Source organism: Streptomyces johnsoniae (assembly GCF_031845565.1).
In the GTDB taxonomy this organism is placed as follows: Bacteria; Actinomycetota; Actinomycetes; order Streptomycetales; family Streptomycetaceae; genus Streptomyces; species Streptomyces johnsoniae.
The window spans coordinates 409,442-428,697 of record NZ_JAVREV010000002.1 but is presented as its reverse complement, the minus strand read 5'-3'; the positions used below and the strand labels follow the sequence as shown (position 1 = coordinate 428,697).

17 protein-coding genes are annotated in these 19,256 nt (G+C 73.4%); 11 read left to right on the top strand and 6 right to left on the bottom strand.

Features of this window, described 5'->3' with window-relative positions; genetic code table 11:
- Window positions 1-16 precede the first annotated feature (16 nt).
- Window positions 17-1,645: a chaperonin GroEL gene (gene groL / locus RM779_RS05075; RefSeq protein ID WP_311616190.1), complete on the top strand. Its 1,629-nt coding sequence runs from the start codon at window positions 17-19 to the stop codon at window positions 1,643-1,645.
- A 162-nt stretch (window positions 1,646-1,807) separates the two neighbouring features.
- Window positions 1,808-2,266 carry a hypothetical protein gene (locus RM779_RS05070; RefSeq protein WP_311616189.1) on the top strand — a complete coding sequence of 153 codons (459 nt, stop codon included), beginning with the start codon at window positions 1,808-1,810 and terminating at the stop codon, window positions 2,264-2,266.
- Between the two features lie 50 nt (window positions 2,267-2,316).
- Here the strand turns inward: RM779_RS05070 and RM779_RS05065 are convergent, their stop codons facing one another.
- From RM779_RS05065 to RM779_RS05055, 3 genes are read right to left on the bottom strand one after another with little or no spacing between them, the layout of a single operon-like run.
- On the bottom strand, window positions 2,317-3,258 hold the full coding sequence (locus RM779_RS05065; RefSeq protein ID WP_311616188.1) for a phosphotransferase family protein: 942 nt from the start codon (window positions 3,256-3,258) through the stop codon (window positions 2,317-2,319).
- Window positions 3,255-4,163 carry an N-acetylmuramic acid 6-phosphate etherase gene (gene murQ / locus RM779_RS05060; RefSeq protein WP_311616186.1) on the bottom strand — a complete coding sequence of 303 codons (909 nt, stop codon included), beginning with the start codon at window positions 4,161-4,163 and terminating at the stop codon, window positions 3,255-3,257. Before murQ ends, RM779_RS05065 begins: the two co-directional genes overlap by 4 nt.
- A 29-nt stretch (window positions 4,164-4,192) precedes the next feature.
- Complete coding sequence (locus tag RM779_RS05055) at window positions 4,193-5,137, bottom strand: MurR/RpiR family transcriptional regulator (protein ID WP_171987750.1); 945 nt, start codon at window positions 5,135-5,137, stop codon at window positions 4,193-4,195.
- Between the two features lie 97 nt (window positions 5,138-5,234).
- On the opposite strand from RM779_RS05055, the gene RM779_RS05050 reads away from it, so the two are divergent.
- The 6 genes from RM779_RS05050 (at window position 5,235) to RM779_RS05025 (ending at window position 11,547) form a co-directional block, all read left to right on the top strand.
- Entirely contained in the window at window positions 5,235-5,609 is a 375-nt protein-coding gene (locus tag RM779_RS05050) for a hypothetical protein (protein ID WP_077060773.1), read from the top strand.
- Entirely contained in the window at window positions 5,606-5,866 is a 261-nt protein-coding gene (locus RM779_RS05045; RefSeq protein WP_311616183.1) for a DUF4031 domain-containing protein, read from the top strand. The genes RM779_RS05050 and RM779_RS05045 overlap by 4 nt, the downstream gene beginning before the upstream one ends.
- A 62-nt stretch (window positions 5,867-5,928) precedes the next feature.
- The gene (locus RM779_RS05040; protein WP_311616181.1) at window positions 5,929-6,435 is read left to right on the top strand and encodes a hypothetical protein; all 507 of its coding nucleotides are present in this window, start codon (window positions 5,929-5,931) and stop codon (window positions 6,433-6,435) included.
- Between the two features lie 40 nt (window positions 6,436-6,475).
- A complete protein-coding gene (locus RM779_RS05035) occupies window positions 6,476-7,306 on the top strand; it encodes an aminoglycoside phosphotransferase family protein (protein ID WP_311616179.1) in 831 nt (276 codons plus the stop codon).
- A 214-nt stretch (window positions 7,307-7,520) separates the two neighbouring features.
- Window positions 7,521-10,127, top strand: a complete 2,607-nt coding sequence (rph, locus tag RM779_RS05030) for a rifamycin-inactivating phosphotransferase (RefSeq protein WP_311616177.1) — start codon at window positions 7,521-7,523, stop codon at window positions 10,125-10,127.
- Between the two features lie 205 nt (window positions 10,128-10,332).
- Window positions 10,333-11,547 (top strand): Cmx/CmrA family chloramphenicol efflux MFS transporter, encoded by a 1,215-nt coding sequence (locus RM779_RS05025; protein WP_311616528.1) that lies wholly within the window; start codon window positions 10,333-10,335, stop codon window positions 11,545-11,547.
- Here the strand turns inward: RM779_RS05025 and RM779_RS05020 are convergent.
- On the bottom strand, window positions 11,535-12,134 hold the full coding sequence (locus tag RM779_RS05020) for an HD domain-containing protein (RefSeq protein WP_311616175.1): 600 nt from the start codon (window positions 12,132-12,134) through the stop codon (window positions 11,535-11,537). The two genes, RM779_RS05025 and RM779_RS05020, sit on opposite strands and share 13 nt — an antisense overlap.
- A 22-nt stretch (window positions 12,135-12,156) precedes the next feature.
- Window positions 12,157-14,349, bottom strand: a complete 2,193-nt coding sequence (locus tag RM779_RS05015) for a HelD family protein (protein ID WP_394813222.1) — start codon at window positions 14,347-14,349, stop codon at window positions 12,157-12,159.
- Between the two features lie 461 nt (window positions 14,350-14,810).
- Between RM779_RS05015 and RM779_RS05010 the strand changes: the two genes are divergently transcribed.
- From RM779_RS05010 to RM779_RS05000, 3 genes are all read left to right on the top strand, one after another.
- Window positions 14,811-16,136: a cytochrome P450 gene (locus tag RM779_RS05010; protein ID WP_311616173.1), complete on the top strand. Its 1,326-nt coding sequence runs from the start codon at window positions 14,811-14,813 to the stop codon at window positions 16,134-16,136.
- Window positions 16,137-16,379: 243 nt separating this feature from the next.
- Entirely contained in the window at window positions 16,380-16,583 is a 204-nt protein-coding gene (locus RM779_RS05005) for a cold-shock protein (RefSeq protein WP_077060780.1), read from the top strand.
- Window positions 16,584-16,749: 166 nt separating this feature from the next.
- The gene (locus RM779_RS05000) at window positions 16,750-18,150 is read left to right on the top strand and encodes a DEAD/DEAH box helicase (RefSeq protein WP_394813221.1); all 1,401 of its coding nucleotides are present in this window, start codon (window positions 16,750-16,752) and stop codon (window positions 18,148-18,150) included.
- A 6-nt stretch (window positions 18,151-18,156) separates the two neighbouring features.
- On the opposite strand, the gene RM779_RS04995 is transcribed toward RM779_RS05000, so the two are convergent.
- A complete protein-coding gene (locus RM779_RS04995) occupies window positions 18,157-19,059 on the bottom strand; it encodes an aldo/keto reductase (protein ID WP_311616172.1) in 903 nt (300 codons plus the stop codon).
- Window positions 19,060-19,256 lie beyond the last annotated feature (197 nt).

Sequence of the window (19,256 nt, the reverse complement as noted above, 5' to 3'; positions counted from 1 at the left end):
GGGAGGACCACTTCACATGGCCAAGATCATCGCGTTCAACGAGGAGGCGCGGCGCGGCCTTGAGCGCGGGATGAACCAGCTCGCCGACGCCGTCAAGGTCACGCTCGGCCCCAAGGGCCGGAACGTCGTGCTGGAGAAGAAGTGGGGCGCCCCCACGATCACCAACGACGGTGTGTCGATCGCCAAGGAGATCGAGCTCGAGGACTCCTACGAGAAGATCGGCGCCGAGCTCGTCAAGGAAGTAGCCAAGAAGACGGACGACGTGGCCGGTGACGGCACGACCACGGCGACCGTGCTGGCCCAGGCGCTCGTGCGCGAGGGGCTGCGCAACGTGGCCGCCGGCGCCAACCCGATGGCCCTGAAGCGGGGCATCGAGGCGGCCGTCGAGAAGGTCTCCGAGGCCCTGCTGAACCAGGCCAAGGAGGTCGAGACCAAGGAGCAGATCGCCTCCACCGCCTCCATCTCGGCCGGGGACACCCAGATCGGCGAGCTGATCGCCGAGGCCATGGACAAGGTCGGCAAGGAAGGCGTCATCACCGTCGAGGAGTCGCAGACCTTCGGGCTCGAGCTTGAGCTGACCGAGGGCATGCGCTTCGACAAGGGCTACATCTCCGCCTACTTCGCCACCGACATGGAGCGCATGGAGGCGGAGCTCGAGGACCCCTACATCCTCATCGTCAACTCCAAGATCAGCAACGTGAAGGACCTCCTTCCGCTGCTGGAGAAGGTCATGCAGTCCGGCAAGCCGCTGCTGATCATCGCCGAGGACGTGGAGGGCGAGGCGCTGTCCACCCTCGTCGTCAACAAGATCCGCGGCACCTTCAAGTCCGTCGCCGTCAAGGCCCCGGGCTTCGGTGACCGCCGCAAGGCCATGCTGGGCGACATCGCGATCCTCACCGGCGGCCAGGTCATCTCCGAGGAGGTCGGCCTCAAGCTGGAGAACGCGACCCTCGACCTGCTGGGCCGCGCCCGCAAGGTCGTCATCACCAAGGACGAGACGACCATCGTCGACGGTGCGGGCGACAGCGACCAGGTCCAGGGCCGGGTCAACCAGATCCGTGCCGAGATCGACGCCTCGGACTCGGACTACGACCGCGAGAAGCTCCAGGAGCGCCTGGCGAAGCTGGCCGGCGGCGTGGCCGTCATCAAGGCCGGTGCCGCCACCGAGGTGGAGCTGAAGGAGCGCAAGCACCGCATCGAGGACGCGGTGCGCAACGCCAAGGCCGCCGTCGAGGAGGGCATCGTCGCCGGTGGTGGCGTGGCCCTGCTCCAGGCCGGCTCGGCGCTGGAGAAGCTGGACCTGGAGGGTGACGAGGCCACCGGCGCGGCCGCGGTCCGTCTCGCCCTTGAGGCCCCGCTGAAGCAGATCGCGGTGAACGCCGGCCTTGAGGGCGGCGTCGTGGTGGAGAAGGTGCGCAACCTTCCCCAGGGCCACGGGCTGAACGCGGCGACCGGCGAGTACGTCGACCTGCTGGCCGCGGGCATCCCCGACCCGACCAAGGTCACCCGCTCCGCCCTGCAGAACGCGGCGTCCATCGCGGCGCTGTTCCTCACCACCGAGGCCGTCATCGCCGACAAGCCGGAGAAGGCCGCCGCCGGCGCCGGCGACGCGGCCGGTGGCATGGGCGGTGGCATGGACTTCTGAGCCGAGCGCTCCGAAGCCACTGCCGGGCGCACCACGCACGGCGCACAGGGCGGCACCCCCCGGGGTGCCGCCCTTCGCCGTGCGTGCGCGTGGCACGGTCCGTCGCGGGTACTCCGGGGAGCGGAAGCGGAACGCGGGCGGATGGACGCGGGAGGAGCACCGATGCACGCACTCACCAAGGGGCTGCTGGCCGGGACGGCCGGCACGGCCGCGCTGAACGTCGCGACGTACGGCGACATGCTGATCCGCGGGCGGCCCGCGAGCAGCACGCCGGATCAGGTCGCCGATGAACTGGCCGTGCGGACCGGGGTGAACCCGGGCGACGAGGAGCATGCACCGGCGCGCGAGCAGGCTGCGGGCGCCCTGCTGGGGTATGTGACGGGCCTCGGTGTGGGCGCGGCCTACGCGCTGTTCCGCTCGGCCGGCGGCCGGTTTCCCGGCTGGCTGTCGGGACCGGCGCTCGGCGCGGCGGCCATGGCGGGCAGCGACGTGCCCGCCACCGCGCTCGGCGTGACGAAGCCGGGCACGTGGCGTGCGGGGGACTGGGTCTCCGACGTGATTCCGCACCTGGTCTACGGCGCCACGACGGCAACGGTCCACCGCGCCCTGCGGCGGGCCTGACCCCGGGCCCCGGGCCCGCGGGAGTCAGGGCGCGGAGTCAGGGCGCGGAGTCAGGGCGCGAGGCGGTCCAGGGCGGCGCGCAGGGCCGGTTTCACCCGGGCGTCGAGCATCGCGTGCCGGTCGGCGCCGTAGCCGCGGGGGGCCGCCTCGATCAGCATGATCAGGTACAGGTAGCAGCGGTAGAGCGCCATACGCAGGTGCGCCGCCTCGTCGAACGCGGTCCTGCCGCCGCCCACCGCGTAGCCGGCGAGCAGGGCCGCGTCGTCCTCGGGCCCGCCCAGCAGGTTCAGCGAGGTCAGCTCGGCCAGGGGGTCGCCCCACATCATGCGTTCGCCGTCGATCAGCGCGCTGATCTCCCCGCCGTCGATCAGCACGTTGCCGTCCCACAGGTCGAAGTGCACCAGCACGGGGACCGTGACCTCATCAAGGGCGGGTGCCGCGGCCGAAGCCAGCGCGCGTATCCGTTCGGCCGGCACGGGCAGGCGGACGGCGTACCGTTCGGCGTCGTCCAGCAGGGCCGACAGCATCGCCAGGAACGTGCCGCGCCACCCGTCCGCGGCCGGGATCGCCCCGCTCGGGTAGCCGAAGCGCGGGCCCGTGACCGTGTGCAGGCGCCCGGCCAGCTCGCCCAGTGCCCGGCGCAGCCGGTCGCGGTCCGCCGCGGGCGGCGGTGCCTGATGCCAACCGGTGCCCGCGCACTCCGTCATCAGCACGAAGCCGTCGCCCGCGGCCACCACCTCGGGCACCGGCACGCCGACGCCCGCCGCCGCGCGGTAGAACATCACCTCGCCGCGCAGCAGGTCCCGTTCGTAGGCGAGGGCGGGCACCTCGCGGGGCGGCGGCAGCTTGAGCACCAGGCGGGTGCCCGCCCGCAGCCGGACGCGCAGCAGCGTGTTGTACGTGCCGCCGGTCAGCGGCTCGCACCCGGCCAGCTCGGCGGCCGGTATCCCGGCCGCTTCGAGGAACGGCGTGACCGTGGCCGCGGCCGTCATCCGCGGGCCGCGGTCAGGGCCGCGCGCAGGTGGCCGTGCGACTGGCTCAGCAGCCGGCCGGCCGTGGGCGCGTCCACGCCGCCGAGGATCGTGAGGATCGCGTGCTTCACCTCGCCGCCGGTCGCCGTCAGCGCGCTCTCGATGACCTCGGCGGGCGCGCCGGTGGCGAGGTGGACGATGCGCCGCGACCTGGCGCGGAGCTTGTCGTTGGAGGCCCGGACGTCGACCATCAGGTTTCCGTAGGTCTTGCCGAGCCGGATCATGCTGATGGTCGAGATCATGTTGAGCACCAGCTTCTGCGCCGTGCCCGCCTTCAGCCGCGTGGAGCCCGTGATCAGCTCCGGGCCCACGACCACCTCGATGCCGTGCTCGGCCGCCGCCGCGAGCGGCGAGCCCGCGTTGCAGGACACCCCGATGGTGAGCGCCCCCCTGGCGCGGGCGTGCTCGACGGCGCCGACCGCGTACGGGGTGCGGCCGGAGGCCGAGATGCCGACGACCACGTCGTCGGCGGTGACGTGCCGCCCGTCGAGGTCGGCCGCGGCCAGCTGTCTGCTGTCCTCGGCGCCCTCCACGGCCGACACCAGCGCGTCGGGGCCGCCGGCGATGAGGCCGATCACCTCGTTCGGCCCGGTGTTGAACGTGGGCGGGCACTCGCTCGCGTCCAGCACGCCGAGCCGCCCCGCGGTCCCGGCACCCAGGTACAGCAGCCGCCCGCCGCGCGCCATGCGCGCCGCCGCCGCGTCGATGGCGGCGGCGATGCGCGGCAGCTCGGCGGCCACGGCGCCGGGAACGCCCGCGTCCTCGGCGTTCATGAGGCGGGCGATCTCCAGCGTGGGGCGTTGGTCGATCTCGGCAAGCTCGGGGCGGTACGCCTCGGTCGTCAGCGCGTCGAACTCGGTGGCCATCGGGAGCGGCTCTCTCCGGTCTGGTGGTATCAGCGATCGCGTGGCGAATGGCGGTGGGCCAGCGCCTCGTAACTGGCGTGCAGCGCGGGCGCCGCCGACTCGTAGGTGCGCTGCGCCACCCCGATGAACAGGCAGTCGACGACGAGCAGCTGGCTGGTCCTGCTGGACATGGCGGCCGGGCGCAGCTCGCTCTCCCGCGCGGTGGAGGTGGTCAGCACGTGGTCCGCGTACTGGGTGACCTCCCCGTCCGGGCGGCCCGTGACGGCTATCGTCGTCGCGCCGTGGTCGAACGCGGCCTGGAGCGGCTCGATCACGTCCACGGTTCTGCCGGAGTGGGTGATGGCGATGGCGACGTCGCCGGTGCGCAGCTGCACGGCGTTGGTGACCGCGAGGTGCGGGTCGGCGTGGGCGTGCGCGACCAGGCCGATGCGCAGCAGTTTCTGGGCCAGGTCCTGCGCGACGAGCGAGGACGCGCCGATGCCGTACACGTCGATGCGGCGGGCCGAGGCCAGGGCGCCGACGGACGCCTCCAGCTGGGCCAGGTCGAGGGCCCCCGCGGTGTCGGTGAGGGTCTGCCGCTCGTCCGCCGTGAGCTTGGCGACCACCTCGCTCATCGGGTCGTCCACGGAGATGTCCGCCGTGACGGCGGGCGCGGCGCCCGACGCCTGCTGCGCGGCGAGCCCGGCCAGGGCGAGCCGCAGGTCGCGGTACCCGGGGTAGCCGAGGAGGCGCGCGGTGCGGACGACGGTGGCCTCGCTGGTGCCGGTGCGCTCGGCGAGGCCGGTCACGGTGAGCGCGGCGCAGCCGGCCGGGTCCCCGGCGACGGTTTCGGCGACGCGCTGCATGGAACGGGTCATGGAGGGTGCCATGGTCCGCACCTTGGCGGCGAGCGCCCCCGGCTCCGGGGGTGCGGGGCGGGGAGCGACGGCGACGGGACGGGGTCTTCCGGCCCGGCGGGCGAAATTTTCCTTCATCGCGTTCCTCACAGGTGAAACGTATTTTCGGCAGAGACGGTCCGTCAAGCCCTCCGGGTCACGGGACGGGTCGGAAAATGGCCGGGACTCTGGTGCAATGGTCGGTATGGAACAGCCGACTTCGGAGGAGGCCCTGCACCGGGGCAGGGCCCTGGTGCTGGCCGATCTGGCGGCGGACGGGGTAGCCGGGCCGGCGGAAGTTTCCATGCTGGAGAAGGCAGTTTCCCACCGCCGCTGGTGGTGCGACCAGTGGCCGGCGGGGGCAGTTTTCGTCACCGGGCTGCTGGCACAGGACATTCAGGACGAGTTGCTTGAGCGGCACGGCCGGTGGCCGCTGTGCCCGCTGTGCGTGGAGCTGGAGCCGCACGCGCTGGACGTGGAGCCTGAGCTGGGCGAGCACCCGCACTGGGTGTGCGGGGTGACCGGCCGGCCGGTGGCGGCGGTGGGCTCCCTCGCGGGGGCGCGGCAATGACCGTTCTCATCGATCCGCCGAGCTGGCCGGGACACGGCCGGATGTGGTCGCACCTGGTCAGCGACGAGTCCTTCGCCGAGCTGCACGCCTTCGCCGCACGGCTCGGCTCGCCGCCCCGTGCGTTCGAACGTGACCACTACGACGTACCGGCGGAGCGGTACCGCGCGGCGGTGGCGCTCGGCGCGGTGGAAGTCGGCAGCAAGGAGCTGGTCCGCCGCCTCCACGAAGCCGGTCTCCGCCGCCGCAAACACGGCTGACGCCCGCGCCCGTCCGGTACCGGTTGCCGCGTTCGCCGGGGCGCGCGCGGCATGCTGGGGGCATGACTGCACCGCCGCCCGCCTCGCCGCTGCCCCCGCACCATGCCGCCGCCCTGCTGCGCCACTTCGCCGACCTCCGGGAGGGAACGCACGGCGGCGCGGCGACGACGCGGGAGGCGAAGGAGGAACTGTTCGCCGAGGCCGCGGCGCTGCTCGATCCGCCCGCGCGGCAGGCACTCGGCGAGATCGACGCCCACCTGCTGCTCGGCACCGGCGACCTCGTCGCGACCGGTGTGCGGCACACCCCGGACGGTGTCGAGGCGCGCTGGACGCTCACCTGGCCCGAGCAGCGCGAGGCCGACGTGCCGCCGCTCGCGCTGCTCGCGCACTACGGCACCGCGTTCCACCACCCGCACCTGCGGGGCGTCACGGTCGGCGAGTGGCCGCTCAACGTGTTCACCGCGGAGCAGGCCGCCGCCGAACTCCCGACCCTGCGCGCCATCCTCGCGGCCGACCTGCACAACCTCGTCTTCCGCCTCGACTACCGCGTCGTTCCGGCGAGCCGATAACCGGTTGGCGGCCGGAGACGGCGGCTGCCAGCATGCGCGGATGACCGGGACGACGGACGACAGCGGGGGCGACGGCGGGGGCGAGGTACTGCAGAACGGCCCGCACCGGCGGGTCGTGCGGATCGGGGACACCGTCCGCAGGCCCGCCGCGCCGTGGACGCCGACCGTGCACGCGCTGCTGGCCCACCTGGCCGCGGCCGGCTTCCCGTACGCCCCGCGGCCGCTCGGTTTCGACGAGCGGGGCCGCGAGGTCCTCACCCATATCGAGGGCGAGGCGGGGCCGGCCGGGTGGGCGAGGATCGTCGACGACGCGGGCCTGGCCGCGTTCGCCCGGCTGCTGCGCGACTACCACGAGGCGGTGGCGGATTTCACACCGCCGCCCGGCGCGGTGTGGTCCGCGGGGCCGCGGCCCTTCGAGCCCGGTGCCGGTGACATCGTCTGCCACGGCGACTTCGGTCCCTGGAACGTGGTCTGGCGCGAAGGGCGTCCCGTCGGGCTCATCGACTGGGACCACGCCCGCCCCGCGCCGGCGCGCCACGACGTGGCGTACGCCCTGGAGTACGCCGCCCCGTTCCGCGACGACGCCGAGGCCGTGCGGTGGCTCGCCCACCCGGGCCCGCCCGACCGGCCGCGCCGCATCGCGCACTTCTGCGCCGCCTACGGCCTGCCCTCGGCCGACGGCATGGTGGACGCGGTCGCGCGTGCCCAGCGGGAGACGACCGAGGTGGTGCGGCGCCTCGCGGCGGCCGGCCACGAGCCGCAGGCCACGTGGGCGGCGGAGGGGCACCTGCGGGAACTGGACGACCGGGTCGCCTGGACGCTGGCCCACCGGCACCTGTTCCGGCCGCGGACGACGGGGGACCGGGAGTAACGAGAGCACCGGGCGCGTCGGAACAACGCCAAAAGACAAAGGCAAGGAGAACGTCTCTCTCCTTGCCTCTCTCAACGTATAGCGCACCGGGGGACTTGCCGCAAGGCCCCCGTTACCGCGCAGAATCGTCGCCCAAAGCCACAACCTGCGGAAACAGAGGGCATGACGTGCGTGTGTCGTTGTTCGGCGGCACGGCTGCCCCGGAGGTATCGCCATGAGTGAGCAGTACGTGCTGGATCTCCAAGAGGTCGACGAGAAGCAGGTCGCGCTCGTCGGGGGCAAGGGCGCGCACCTGGGCGGGCTGTCGCGGATCGAAGGCATCCGCGTGCCCGGTGGCTTCTGCGTGACGACGGACGCCTTCCGCCGGATCATGGCCGGAGCGCCGTCGGTCGACGACCGGCTCGACCAGCTGTCTCGCGTGGACCCGGACGACCGGGAGGCGATCCGCACGCTCAGCGCGCAGCTTCGCCTGACCATCGAAGAGATTGCCATCCCGGGCGATCTCGCGGCGGCGATCACCCGCGCACTCGCCCCGCTCGGCGAGCAAGCCGCCTGCGCCGTCCGATCCAGCGCGACGGCGGAGGACCTGCCCACGGCCTCCTTCGCCGGACAGCAGGACACGTACCTGAACGTCGTTGGCCCCGCGGCCGTCCTCCGGCACGTCAGCCGGTGCTGGGCCTCGCTGTTCACCGAGCGGGCCGTGACCTACCGCCGGCAGCAGGGCATCGACCACCGTGCGGTCCACATGGCCGTGGTCGTGCAGCAGATGGTCTTCCCGCATGCGGCCGGTGTCCTGTTCACGGCCGACCCCGTCACGGGCAACCGGAAGGTCGCGGTCGTGGACGCCGGCTTCGGCCTCGGGGAGGCACTGGTGTCGGGACTGGTGAACCCGGACAGCTTCAAGGTGCGGCACGGCGAAGTCGTCGCCAGGACCATCGCCGCGAAACAGCGTGCCGTTCAGCCCTCCGGGCCCGGTGGCGGTACGCGGGAAGTGGCGATCCCCCCGCGGCGGCAGGAAGAGCCGGCGCTGACGGACGCGCAGGCCGTTCGTCTCGTGCGGCTCGGGCGGCGGATCGAAGCGCACTTCGGCTGCCCGCAGGACATCGAATGGTGCCTGGCCGACGACGACTTCCGGATCGTCCAGAGCCGGCCGATCACGACGCTGTTCCCCATTCCGGCGACCGGCGACCGGGAGAATCACGTCTTCGTCTCCGTCGGCCATCAGCAGATGATGACCGACCCCATGAAGCCCCTGGGGTTCTCCATGTGGCAGCTGACGGCCATGGTGCCGATGCACGAGGCCGGCGGGAGGCTGTTCGTCGACGCCACCTCGAACCTGGCCTCGCCCGCGGGCCGCGCCGCCCTTCTCGGCATCACGGGACGAGAAGACCCGCGGATCAGGGACGCGCTGGAAACCGTTCTCGACCGCGAGGATTTCGTTCCGCTGCTCCCGGAACCCGACCCGGGTCCCGGTGGGCCGCGGGCCGGCGGTGCGTCCGCCCCGGGCGAGCCCGATCCGGCCATCGTCGCCGAGCTGATCGAGCGCAGCCGGGCTTCCGTCGCGGCCCTGGAGCGCGACATCCGGACGAAGAGCGGACCGGCGCTTTTCGACTTCCTGCTGGGGGCCTTCGAGGAGCACAAGCGGGTCCTCGGTGATCCGCTGAGCTTTCGGGCGATCATGGCGGGGATGGAGGCCACGTGGTGGCTCAACGACAAGCTGTACGAGTGGCTGGGCGAGAAGAACGCGGCCGACACCCTCACCCTGTCCGCCCCGGGCAACGTCACGTCGGAGATGGGTCTCGCGCTGCTCGACGTCGCGGACGTGATCCGCTCGAAGCCGGAGGTGGTGGCGTTCCTGGCGGGCGTCGGGAACGACGACTTCCTGGACGAGCTGGCGAAGCTCCCCGGTGGGACCGAAGCGCGCGACGCCATCGAGGACTACCTCGACCGGTACGGCATGCGCTGCGTCGGCGAGATCGACATCACGAGGCCGCGCTGGCACGAGCGCCCCACCACCCTCGTGCCCGTGATTCTCGACCATGTCAGGAACTCCGAGCCGGGCGCCGCCGAGCGGCGTTTCGAACAAGGGCGGCAGAAGGCGCGGGAGAAGGAACGGGACGTGCGCTCCCGCTTGCGTGCCCTGCCGGACGGAGACTGGAAGGCCGACGCGGCCAAGCGGATGATCGACCAGGTCAGAGCGTTCATCGGCTACCGGGAGTACCCGAAGTACGGCATCGTCAGCCGTTATTCCGTCTACAAGCGGGCCCTGCTCGATGAGGCCGGGCGCCTGGTGCGGGCGGGCGTGCTTCACGAGAAGGAGGACATCTTCTACCTCACCTTCCACGAACTCCACGACGTCGCCCGCTCGAACCAGGCGGACGCCCAGCTCATCCGGCAGCGCAAGGAAGCGTTCCGGTCGTACCACGCGCTCACGCCGCCCCGGGTGCTCACATCGGATGGCGAGGCCATCACGGGGGCGTACCGGCGTGACGACGTGCCGGCCGGCGCCCTGATCGGCCTGCCGGTTTCCGCCGGGACCGTGGAGGGCAGGGCCCGGGTCGTCCTCGATATGGCGGACGCCGACCTCGAAGCGGGCGACATCCTGGTCACAGCCTTCACCGACCCGGGCTGGTCGCCGCTTTTCGTCGGAGTCGCCGGCCTGGTGACGGAGGTGGGCGGCCTGATGACCCATGGCGCGGTGATCGCCCGGGAGTACGGCCTGCCCGCCGTCGTGGGCGTGGATCAGGCCACCCGGCTGATCCGGGACGGACAGCGAATCCGCGTGCACGGAACCGACGGGTACGTCCAGCTCCTCCCCTGACCGGCCACGCCTTCGCCCGCGTCCCGCACCGCGTCCCGCACCGTGGCCGTCGGTGGTCGTCCGTGGCCGTCCGCGCCTTCGAGGAACGGATGTGGGCACGGGCCGGCAGGAGCACCGGGGAATGAGGCCGGGCGCCGTGTCCGTTGTCCGACGCGTGTCCGCTCATCCCACGACCCCGACCGGGTCGACCGCACCGCCCGCCCGCCTGCCCCTCGCCGTGTACGTCATCGGCGCGGCGATTTTCGCACTTGGCACCTCGGAATTCATGCTGTCCGGGCTGCTGCCCGAGGTCGCCGACGATCTGGACGTCTCCATACCCAGCGCGGGGCTACTGATATCGGCCTTCGCCATCGGCATGGTCGTCGGCGCCCCGGTGCTGGCCGCGGCGACGCAGCGGCTGCCGCGGCGCACGACGCTCGTCGGGCTGCTCGCCGTCTTCGCCGTGGGGCACGTGGTGGGGGCGCTCGCGCCCGGATACGCGGTGCTCTTCGTCTGCCGGGTGGTGAGCGCGCTGGCGTGCGCCGGATTCTGGGCCGTGGGCGCTGCCGTCGCGATCTCCCTGGTGCCTGCGCACGCCCGCGCGCGCACCATGGCGGTGATGATCGGCGGGCTGAGCATCGCGAACATCGCGGGCGTGCCCGGCGGCGCGGCGCTGGGGCAGAGCCTCGGCTGGCGGTCCGCGTTCTGGGCGGTGGCGCTGATGACCGTCGTCGGCCTGGTCGGCGTCCTGCTCTTCGTGCCCCGCACCTCGCCCAGGGACGACGCCGCCGAACGGCCCGCCCTGCGCACCGAGCTGCGCGTCTACCGCAATCCGCAGGTGTGGCTCGCGATGGCCACGACCGCGCTGTTCGCGGCCGGCACGTTCTGCTTCTTCTCCTACCTCGCGCCGCTCCTGACCGACGTCACCGGCCTCGGCGAGGGCTGGGTGCCCGTGGTGCTGGTGCTCTACGGCGTCGGCGCGCTCATCGGAACGGCACTCGGCGGCCGGCTCGCCGACGCGCACATGTTCGGCACGCTCTACAGCGGGCTCACCGCGGCGGTCGTGGTGCTCGCGCTGGTCGCCATGACCGCGCAGCACGCGGTCGCCGTCGTCCTGCTGTCGGCGCTGCTCGGCGTGGCCGCGTTCCTGTGCGCGCCCGGCCTGAACGCCCGCATCTTCGACGTCGCGTCCGGCGCCCCGACCCTGGCCGGGGCCACCGCCACCTCCTCGTTCAACACCGGGAACACCGTGGGTCCTTGGGCTGGCGGCCTGGTCATCAGCGGCGGGCTCGGCTACGCCTGGACCGCGTGGCTCGGCGCGCTGCTCGTGCTCGGGGCGCTGGCCGGCGCCTGGCTCCAGTCGCGCGGCACGCGCCCCGCCCGCGTGATCGCGACCGGCGAACGGCGCGCCGCGGCACCGAGCACCGCCTACACACCGTAGGCGGTCAGCAGGTCGAGTTCGGTGTGCAGGTTGAATCTGGCCGTGGCCTCCCAGTGCGCCCGGCCGTGCGGGGTGCGGAACAGGCGGGGCAGCGCCAGCAGGCGGCGCAGCACGTCGGCGCGGCCCGCGCGGAACGCGTCGTCGGCCACGAAGCCGTACTCCTGCCGCACGGCCGCGGCGTACGCCGCGTACGCGGCCGGCGCGCCGGCCAGGACGCCGAGGTCGGCGTCGCACAGCGCGGCGCCGTTCGCGTCGCCGTCCGCCGGATCGTGGTCCGCGGTCAGCCGCACCAGCCTGGCCACCTCGCCGCCGCGCGGGTCGCCGGCCAGCAGCCGTTCCGCGAGGCGTGCCGACTGCTCCTCGTTGTCCGCCGCCCGCGGGTCGTACACCGCGTCGTGGAACCAGGCCGCGAGCACCACGGCCGCCGGATCGTCCGCGTACTCCCGCAGCGGCGTCAGCCGTTCCAGCACGTCCCGCAGGTGTGCCGTCGTGTGGTAGTGCCGGTGCGGCTCGTCCCAGCGCGCCAGCAGTTCCTCCTGCACCCGCGGCGCGAGCAGCGGCTCGCGCCCGGTCGGTTCCGATGCCATGCCGCCATTGTCACCAGCATTGTCACCAGGAGCGCGGCGGTGCGCGCAGCGGCTCGGGCAGCTCGGTCGCGTGCACGATCGCCAGGCCGGAGACCGCCCTGGTCAGGGCCACGTACAGGCGGCGCAGGCCGGTGCGTTCGTCCGGCTCGCCGTCCACCACGGCCGCCGGTTCGTCCAGCACCACGTAGTCGTATTCGAGGCCCTTGGCGAGCGAGGCGGGCACCAGCGTCAGCCGGGCCTCGGCGGAGGTCTCCTCGCCGGGCGTCAGGTGGGCGAGGCCGGCGTCGGCCAGGGCCCGCGCCAGCACGGGAACGCGGGCGTCGGCCGCGATCAGGCCGACCGAGCCCTCGTGCTCCAGGGCCCGCGCGCAGGCCGCGGCCACCGCGCCGGCCAGCTCCCCGGCCGGAACGGTCCGCACGTCGAGCGAGCCGGGGGAGTCGCGGATCGAGGTGGCCTCGGACAGTTCCGGCGCGATGGCGGGCAGCAGCCGCGAGGCGTACGCGATGACCTTCCGCGGCACGCGGAAGCCCTGCGTCAGCTCCTCCACCGCCGCCTCCGGCTTGCCGAGGTGCGCGAGCGCCGCCGCCCAGCTCGGCGTGGCCCACGGGGTGGTGCCCTGCGCGATGTCGCCCAGGATCGTCACGGAACCGGTGCTGCACCGGCGGCCGACCGCCCGGTACTGCATCGGCGAGAGGTCCTGCGCCTCGTCGAGTACGACGTGCCCGAGCGAGCCGGTGCGCTCCACCAGGTCCCGCGCCTCGTCGATCAGCACGGCGTCGGCCGGGGACCAGCGCGCCGACTTAACGCCGCGCGGCGGCTTCGCCCACAGCACGGCCTTCTGCTCCTCCGGGTCGAGGATTCCGTCGGCCTGCTCGGCGAGGAAGTCCGCGTCCGAGAGGAGCCGCAGCACCAGCTTGGCCGGGTCGACCTGCGGCCAGCACTCCTTCACGGCCGCCTTGACCGCGGGGGTGCGGGCCACCGCGTTCTGCACCCGGTCGTCCGGCGCCTCGCCCGCCCGTTCCATCTGCACCAGCACCGCGTGCGCGATGCGCTGCGGCAGCGCCTCGCGGGCCGAGCCGTACCGCATGTCGCGGGACTGCAACTCGCGGACGATCTCCTCCAGTTCGTACACCGGAACGCGCCAGCGCCGCGAGCCGCGCACCACGACGACCGGCTCGGACGGCATCCGCAGCCCGGACCGAACGGCCCGCCGCAGCACCTCGGCCATCCGCGCGTCGCCCTTGATGCCCGCCGCCGTCGCCGGGTCGGTGCCGCGCACCTCCACGTGCGCGACCAGCTCGTCCACGGTGGCCTGCTTCACCTCCATCTCGCCGAGCGCGGGCAGCACCTGCTCGATGTAGCGCAGGAACGACCGGTTCGGACCGACCACGAGCGTGCCGCTGCGCGCGAGCCGTTCCCGGTGGCTGTACAGGAGGTACGCCACCCGGTGCAGCCCGACGGCCGTCTTCCCGGTGCCGGGCGCGCCCTGCACGCAGACGGACCCGGACAGCGGGGCGCGGACGATCTCGTCCTGCTCCGGCTGGATGGTCGCGACGATGTCCCGCATCGGTCCGACGCGCGGCCGTTCGATCTCGCGCTGGAGCAGTGCGCTGCTCTTCTCGGCCTCCTCCAGGTCGGACAGGTGCTCGTCCTCGTAGGCGGTCAGCTCCCCGCCGTCGTAGCCGAACCGGCGCCGCAGCGCGATGTCCTGCGGGTCCCGTTTCGTCGCGCGGTAGAACGGCTGCGACACCGGTGCCCGCCAGTCGATGACCATGGGGTCGCCGTCCGCGTCGTGCACGTGGCGGCGCCCGATGTAGAAGCGGTTGCCGCTCTCGTCGTCCTCGTCGAGCGCGTGCAGGTAGTCGAGCCGACCGAAGAACAGCGGCGTGTGCGCCAGGTCGGCCAGGGACTTGATGCGCACCGCGATGTCGCCGCGCAGCACTTCGGCGCTGACCCAGTTCGGGGCGACGCCGGTCAGGTCGAGCGACTCGGCGTCGGCCCGCATGGCGCTCAGCGCGGCACGCGAGGCGGCGAGGTGATCACGTTCGGTATCCAGCGGGGAACGGGCGGGCACGGCGAAGCCTCCGGTGGTGGTGCGAGTCGGCGGAGAGGTCTCGCCGGCCGGTTGCCGTCCGGCCGGCTCCCACCGGGCCCTGGCTCGGTGGGAGGGGAAGCACGGGAGCCTAGGCCGGTCCCGGCGGCCGGGGCAAATCATTAACGGACCTCACGGAACGGCGCCCCGTTCAACTGCTGCCGCTTCCGCCGCGTTCGCCGCGCCCCCGCGGCCGGTGCGTGCGACGCCGCTCGCGCCCCCGCCGCACCGCGCGTTCCGGCGTGCGTTCCGGTGTGCGCCTCCGGCGCGGAAAGGGGCCCCCGACCAGCAGTGCGCCGCCGTCACCGGCCCGTGCGCACCCCGCACCGCGAACGGGCGCGGCCGGGCCGCCCGGCCCTGGCCGCCGACCGCGGCGGAGCCCAACGCCCTTGAACGCGTCCCTGGTTGACCGAACGGTGCCCGCATAGCATGACGCCTCATCGCTCAGGTGTGCGAGCCCCGGTGACCGCGGGGTTCCTGAGCGATGCCCGACCGACCCGAGCGATGCCCGACCGACCCGTGAGCCGCGGAGCGCCGCCGGCGCCCCGCGTACGCCCGGCCAACCGTACGGGGGAACCATGCCTGTGTCCGAGCCTTCGACCGTACCCGTGGCGCCCGGCGCCGTACCCGTGCTGGGCCACACCGCCGCACTCTGGCGGGACCCGCTCGGCTTCCTGCGGCAGTGCACCGAGCGCGCGGGCGTGCTGGAACTCAAGCTGCGGGGCCGCCGCGGCTATCTGGTCGCCGATCCGAAGCTGGCGCACTCCGTCCTGACCAACGTCCAGGACTTCGACAAGGGCGGCCAGGTGGCCGAGCAGGCCCGCGCGGTGCTGGGGAACGGGCTGCTCACCTGCCCCGTCTCCGAGCACCGCAGGCAGCGCCGGCTGATGCAGTCCGCGTTCACGCGGGAGCGGATCGGCGAGGCCGACCGGGTGATGGCCGAGGAGGCCGAACGGCTGACGCGGTCCTGGCACGACGGCGAGACGGTGGACTTCGTCCCCGCGATGAACGAGCTGACCCAGCGCGTGACCATCCGCTCCCTGCTGACCAGCTTCGACCTCGCCAGCGTCGACGAGATGATCAGCGTGTTCAACGGCCTGCTGGACGGCGAGGTGTTCCGGCACATGGTGCTGCCCGAGTGGGCGCGTAACCTCCCGCTCCCCTCGGCCCGCCGCTTCGCCGCCGCGGTGGCGGCGGCGGACGCCACCTGCGCGCACGCCGTGGCGGCGGCCCGCGCCGACCCCGGCGGCGGCGGGCTGCTGAACGCGCTGATGGCGGGCGGCGACAGCGGGGAGGCGCCGTTCACCGACGAGGAGCTCCGCCACCAGGTGGTCACCTTCCTCGCCGCCGGCACGGAGACCACGGCCAGCGTGCTGGCGTGGTTCTTCCACCGCGTGGCCGAGGAGCCCGCGCTGCGAAGACGTCTGCACGAGGAGCTGGACGCCGTCCTGGGCGGCAGGACCGCCACCGCCCAGGATGTGCCGCGGCTCCCGTTCACCCAGGCGATGTTCGCCGAGACGCTGCGTCACCACTCGCCGACCTGGATCATCGCCAGGAGCGCCACCCGGGAGGTGGACCTCGGCGGCCACCGCTTCCCGGCGGGGACGGAGTTCTACGTCAGCCCCTACCAGCTCCACCACGATCCGGCGGTCTTCCCCGAGCCGGAACGGTTCGACCCCGACCGCTGGAGCGAGCGCTCGGCTCTCGTGCCCTACCCCGGCTACGTGCCGTTCGGCGCCGGGGCCCGCATCTGTATCGGCGCGCGCTTCGCCGTGCAGGAGGCCGTCATCGCCGTCTCCGCGCTCGCCGGCCGCTGGGACCTGCGGCCGGTGCCGGGCAGCGGGGCGCGGCCCCGGCCGCGCATCGTGATGGCGCCGAACGGTCTCCACCTGCGGGCCCACGCCCGCTGACCGGCCCGCCGCCGCCCGCGACACACCCCGCGACACACCCCGCGGCTTCCGCGTCCCGGGGTGTGTTAGGCTGGGTGCAGTTGCAGTTTTGGTACCCATGAAATTCTTATGTGCGCCTGGCGGTAGTGACCGACGGGCGCTTTTGTATTTTTTACCGGTCTTTTCCGGATGGGCTCATTTCCGTAACCACGGAGTCCGCACCGTGTGGATTCCGTTTCTCTCGTCCCATCGAAGGAGATCGACATGGCCAGTGGCACCGTGAAGTGGTTCAACGCGGAGAAGGGCTTCGGCTTCATCCAGCAGGATGGTGGCGGCGCCGACGTCTTCGCCCACTACTCGAACATTGCCACGCAGGGCTTCCGTGAGCTTCAGGAAGGCCAGCGGGTGACCTTCGACGTCACCCAGGGTCAGAAGGGCCCCCAGGCCGAGAACATCGTTCCCGCCTGATCACCGGGCAGCGCTCGGCCCGGCCCCGCACCCGCCCGGTGCGGAGCCGGGCCCGCGCCGCCCCGGCAGGGAACGACAGCACAGCTCGGAGCCCGCGGGACCGTGCACCGTTCCTCACCACCGGCCGGCGGAATGTCCGCCGGTACCCCCGAGGAAGGCACCCCCCGTGGTCGCTCACGCACAAGCGCGCTCGCGCCGTCGGCCCACCGCCGCACACCGCAGCGCTCCCGCCCCCACAACCGCAGCCGCAGCCGCAGCCCAGCCCCCCGCCGCCGCGCCGTCGTTCGAGGCCATCGGCCTTCCGGCGGTCCTGTGCGCCGAGCTGGCGCACCAGCGCATCACCGTTCCGTTCCCCGTCCAGGCCGCCGCCGTTCCCGACGCGCTGGCCGGGCGCGACATACTCGGCCGCGGCAGGACCGGCTCCGGCAAGACCCTCGCCTTCGGCCTTCCCCTCCTGGCCAACACGGCAGGCAGCAAGGCGGAGGCCCGCCGGCCGCTCGCCCTCGTCCTCGTTCCCACCCGGGAGCTGGCCCAGCAGGTCACCGAGGCGCTGCGGCCCTACGCCCGCGCCGTGCACCTGCGGATGGCCACCGTCGTCGGCGGTCTGGCGATCGGCCGGCAGGCCAAGGCGCTGCGCGACGGCGCCGACGTGCTCGTCGCCACCCCGGGGCGGCTCAACGACCTGATCGAACGCGGGGACTGCGCGCTCGACCGGGTGCGCATCACCGTGCTCGACGAGGCGGACCAGATGTCCGACATGGGCTTCCTGCCGCAGGTCACCCGGCTGCTGCGGCAGGTGCCCGGCGACGGTCAGCGCATGCTGTTCTCCGCGACCCTCGACCGCAACGTGGAACGGCTGACGCGCCAGTTCCTCGACGATCCGGTCCTGCACTCCGTCGACCCGCCCGCGGCGGCCGTCACCACGCTGGAACACCACCTGCTGCACATCGCGGAGGGCGACAAGGCCGCCCTCGTGCTGCGGATCGCCGCACGCCGCGGCCGGGTCATCATGTTCCTCCGCACCAAGCACGCCGCCAACCGCCTCGCCAAGAACCTGCTCGCGGGCGGGGTCCGCGCGGCGGCCCTGCACGGCGGCAAGTCGCAGGCGCAGCGCACCCGTTCGCTGGACGCGTTCAAGGCGGGTGACCTCACCGTGCTGGTGGCCACCAACGTCGCCGCCCGCGGCATCCACGTCGACGACGTCGACCTCGTCGTCAACGTCGACCCGCCCACCGACCCCAAGGACTACCTGCACCGCGGCGGCCGGACCGCGCGCGCCGGGGCCTCGGGGCGCGTCGTCACCCTCGTCGTGCCCAGCCAGCGCGGCGACACGGCACGGCTGATGCGGGACGCGGGCGTCACCCCGCACAGCAGCAAGGTGCGCGGGCCCGAGGACGCCGAGCTGGCCCGCATCACCGGGGCCCGCGCCCCGTCCGGCGTGCCGGTCACCCCCGAAGCGCCGCGGCCCGCCGCGGCGCAGCCGCGCGCCACCGGGCGCGCGGCCCACCGCTCGCCGGGCGGCGGCGCCCCGCGCCGCCGCCGCCCACGCCCGCGCCGCGCCGCCTGACGCCGGTCAGGCCCGCGCGGTGAGCAGGTCCATGTCCGCGCCGGTCAGGCGCAGGGCACCGGCGGCGACGTTGTCCTCAAGGTGGGCGGGGTCGCCCGTGCCCGGGATCGCCAGCACGTGCGGGCCCAGTCGCAGCGTCCACGCCAGTCGCACCTGGGCCGCGGACGCGCCGTGCGCGGCGGCGACGGCCAGTACCTGGGCGTTCTCCGCCGTCCTGGCGGCGGCGCCCTGCTCACGGCCCGTGCCGGCGATGGCGAAGTAGGGCACGAACGCGATGCCGTGTTCGCGGCAGCGCTCCAGCACGTCGTCGCCGGACCCGGCCCCGGCGTCGGCGTCGACGTGGAACTGGTTCTGCACGCACACCACGGGGGCGACGGCCCGTGCCTCCGCCAGCTGCGCGGCCGTGACGTTGGAAACCCCCAGGTGCCGGATCAGCCCGGCGTCGCGCAGCTCGGCGAGGGCACCGAAGTGTTCGGCGATCGACGACTGGGACGGCATCCTGCGCAGGTTGACGACGTCGAGGTGGTCACGGCCGAGCTGGCGCAGGTTCTCCTCCACCTGGCCGCGCAGCTGCTCCGGCCGGGCCGTGTACCACTGCCCCGACGGGTCCCTGCCGGGCCCGACCTTGGTGACGATCACCAGATCCGCCGGGTACGGGGACAGCGCCGAGTTGATCAGCTCGTTGGCCGAGCGCAGCCGGGAGAAGTAGAACGACGCGGTGTCGATGTGGTTGACGCCGAGTTCGAGCGCGCGGCGCAGCACCCGGCGGGACACGTCCCGGTCGCTCGGCGCGCCCAGGTCGAACGCGGCGCTGCCGGTGAGGCGCATCGCCCCGAGCCCGATCCGGTTCACGGTCAGCTCACCGAGCCGCCAGGTACCGGCGGCCGATGCGGTGATGGGGTCGTTCATGGTGCGGTTCTCCTCTGGTGTGGCCGCGGTCGAGGTCGACCCCGGCACTCTGCTGTCGCGCCCGTAGCACCCCGGGGGACCCGGACGGCGGCCTGTTCCTGCTCCGATAGCATCGGTGGCATGTCTGCTGCTTCGTGCGCGGCCGCTGCTGCCGCGGTGACGAGGACGCTCCGCTAGCGGCGGGGCGTTCGTCTCAC

Coding starts and splice junctions, on each gene's coding strand:
- groL (WP_311616190.1), top strand. CDS start 17: ATGGCCAAGATCATCGCGTTCAACGAGGAGGCGCGGCGCGGCCTTGAG.
- RM779_RS05070 (WP_311616189.1), top strand. CDS start 1,808: ATGCACGCACTCACCAAGGGGCTGCTGGCCGGGACGGCCGGCACGGCC.
- RM779_RS05065 (WP_311616188.1), bottom strand. CDS start 3,258: ATGACGGCCGCGGCCACGGTCACGCCGTTCCTCGAAGCGGCCGGGATA.
- murQ (WP_311616186.1), bottom strand. CDS start 4,163: ATGGCCACCGAGTTCGACGCGCTGACGACCGAGGCGTACCGCCCCGAG.
- RM779_RS05055 (WP_171987750.1), bottom strand. CDS start 5,137: ATGAAGGAAAATTTCGCCCGCCGGGCCGGAAGACCCCGTCCCGTCGCC.
- RM779_RS05050 (WP_077060773.1), top strand. CDS start 5,235: ATGGTCGGTATGGAACAGCCGACTTCGGAGGAGGCCCTGCACCGGGGC.
- RM779_RS05045 (WP_311616183.1), top strand. CDS start 5,606: ATGACCGTTCTCATCGATCCGCCGAGCTGGCCGGGACACGGCCGGATG.
- RM779_RS05040 (WP_311616181.1), top strand. CDS start 5,929: ATGACTGCACCGCCGCCCGCCTCGCCGCTGCCCCCGCACCATGCCGCC.
- RM779_RS05035 (WP_311616179.1), top strand. CDS start 6,476: ATGACCGGGACGACGGACGACAGCGGGGGCGACGGCGGGGGCGAGGTA.
- rph (WP_311616177.1), top strand. CDS start 7,521: ATGAGTGAGCAGTACGTGCTGGATCTCCAAGAGGTCGACGAGAAGCAG.
- RM779_RS05020 (WP_311616175.1), bottom strand. CDS start 12,134: ATGGCATCGGAACCGACCGGGCGCGAGCCGCTGCTCGCGCCGCGGGTG.
- RM779_RS05015 (WP_394813222.1), bottom strand. CDS start 14,349: ATGATTTGCCCCGGCCGCCGGGACCGGCCTAGGCTCCCGTGCTTCCCC.
- RM779_RS05005 (WP_077060780.1), top strand. CDS start 16,380: ATGGCCAGTGGCACCGTGAAGTGGTTCAACGCGGAGAAGGGCTTCGGC.
- RM779_RS04995 (WP_311616172.1), bottom strand. CDS start 19,059: ATGAACGACCCCATCACCGCATCGGCCGCCGGTACCTGGCGGCTCGGT.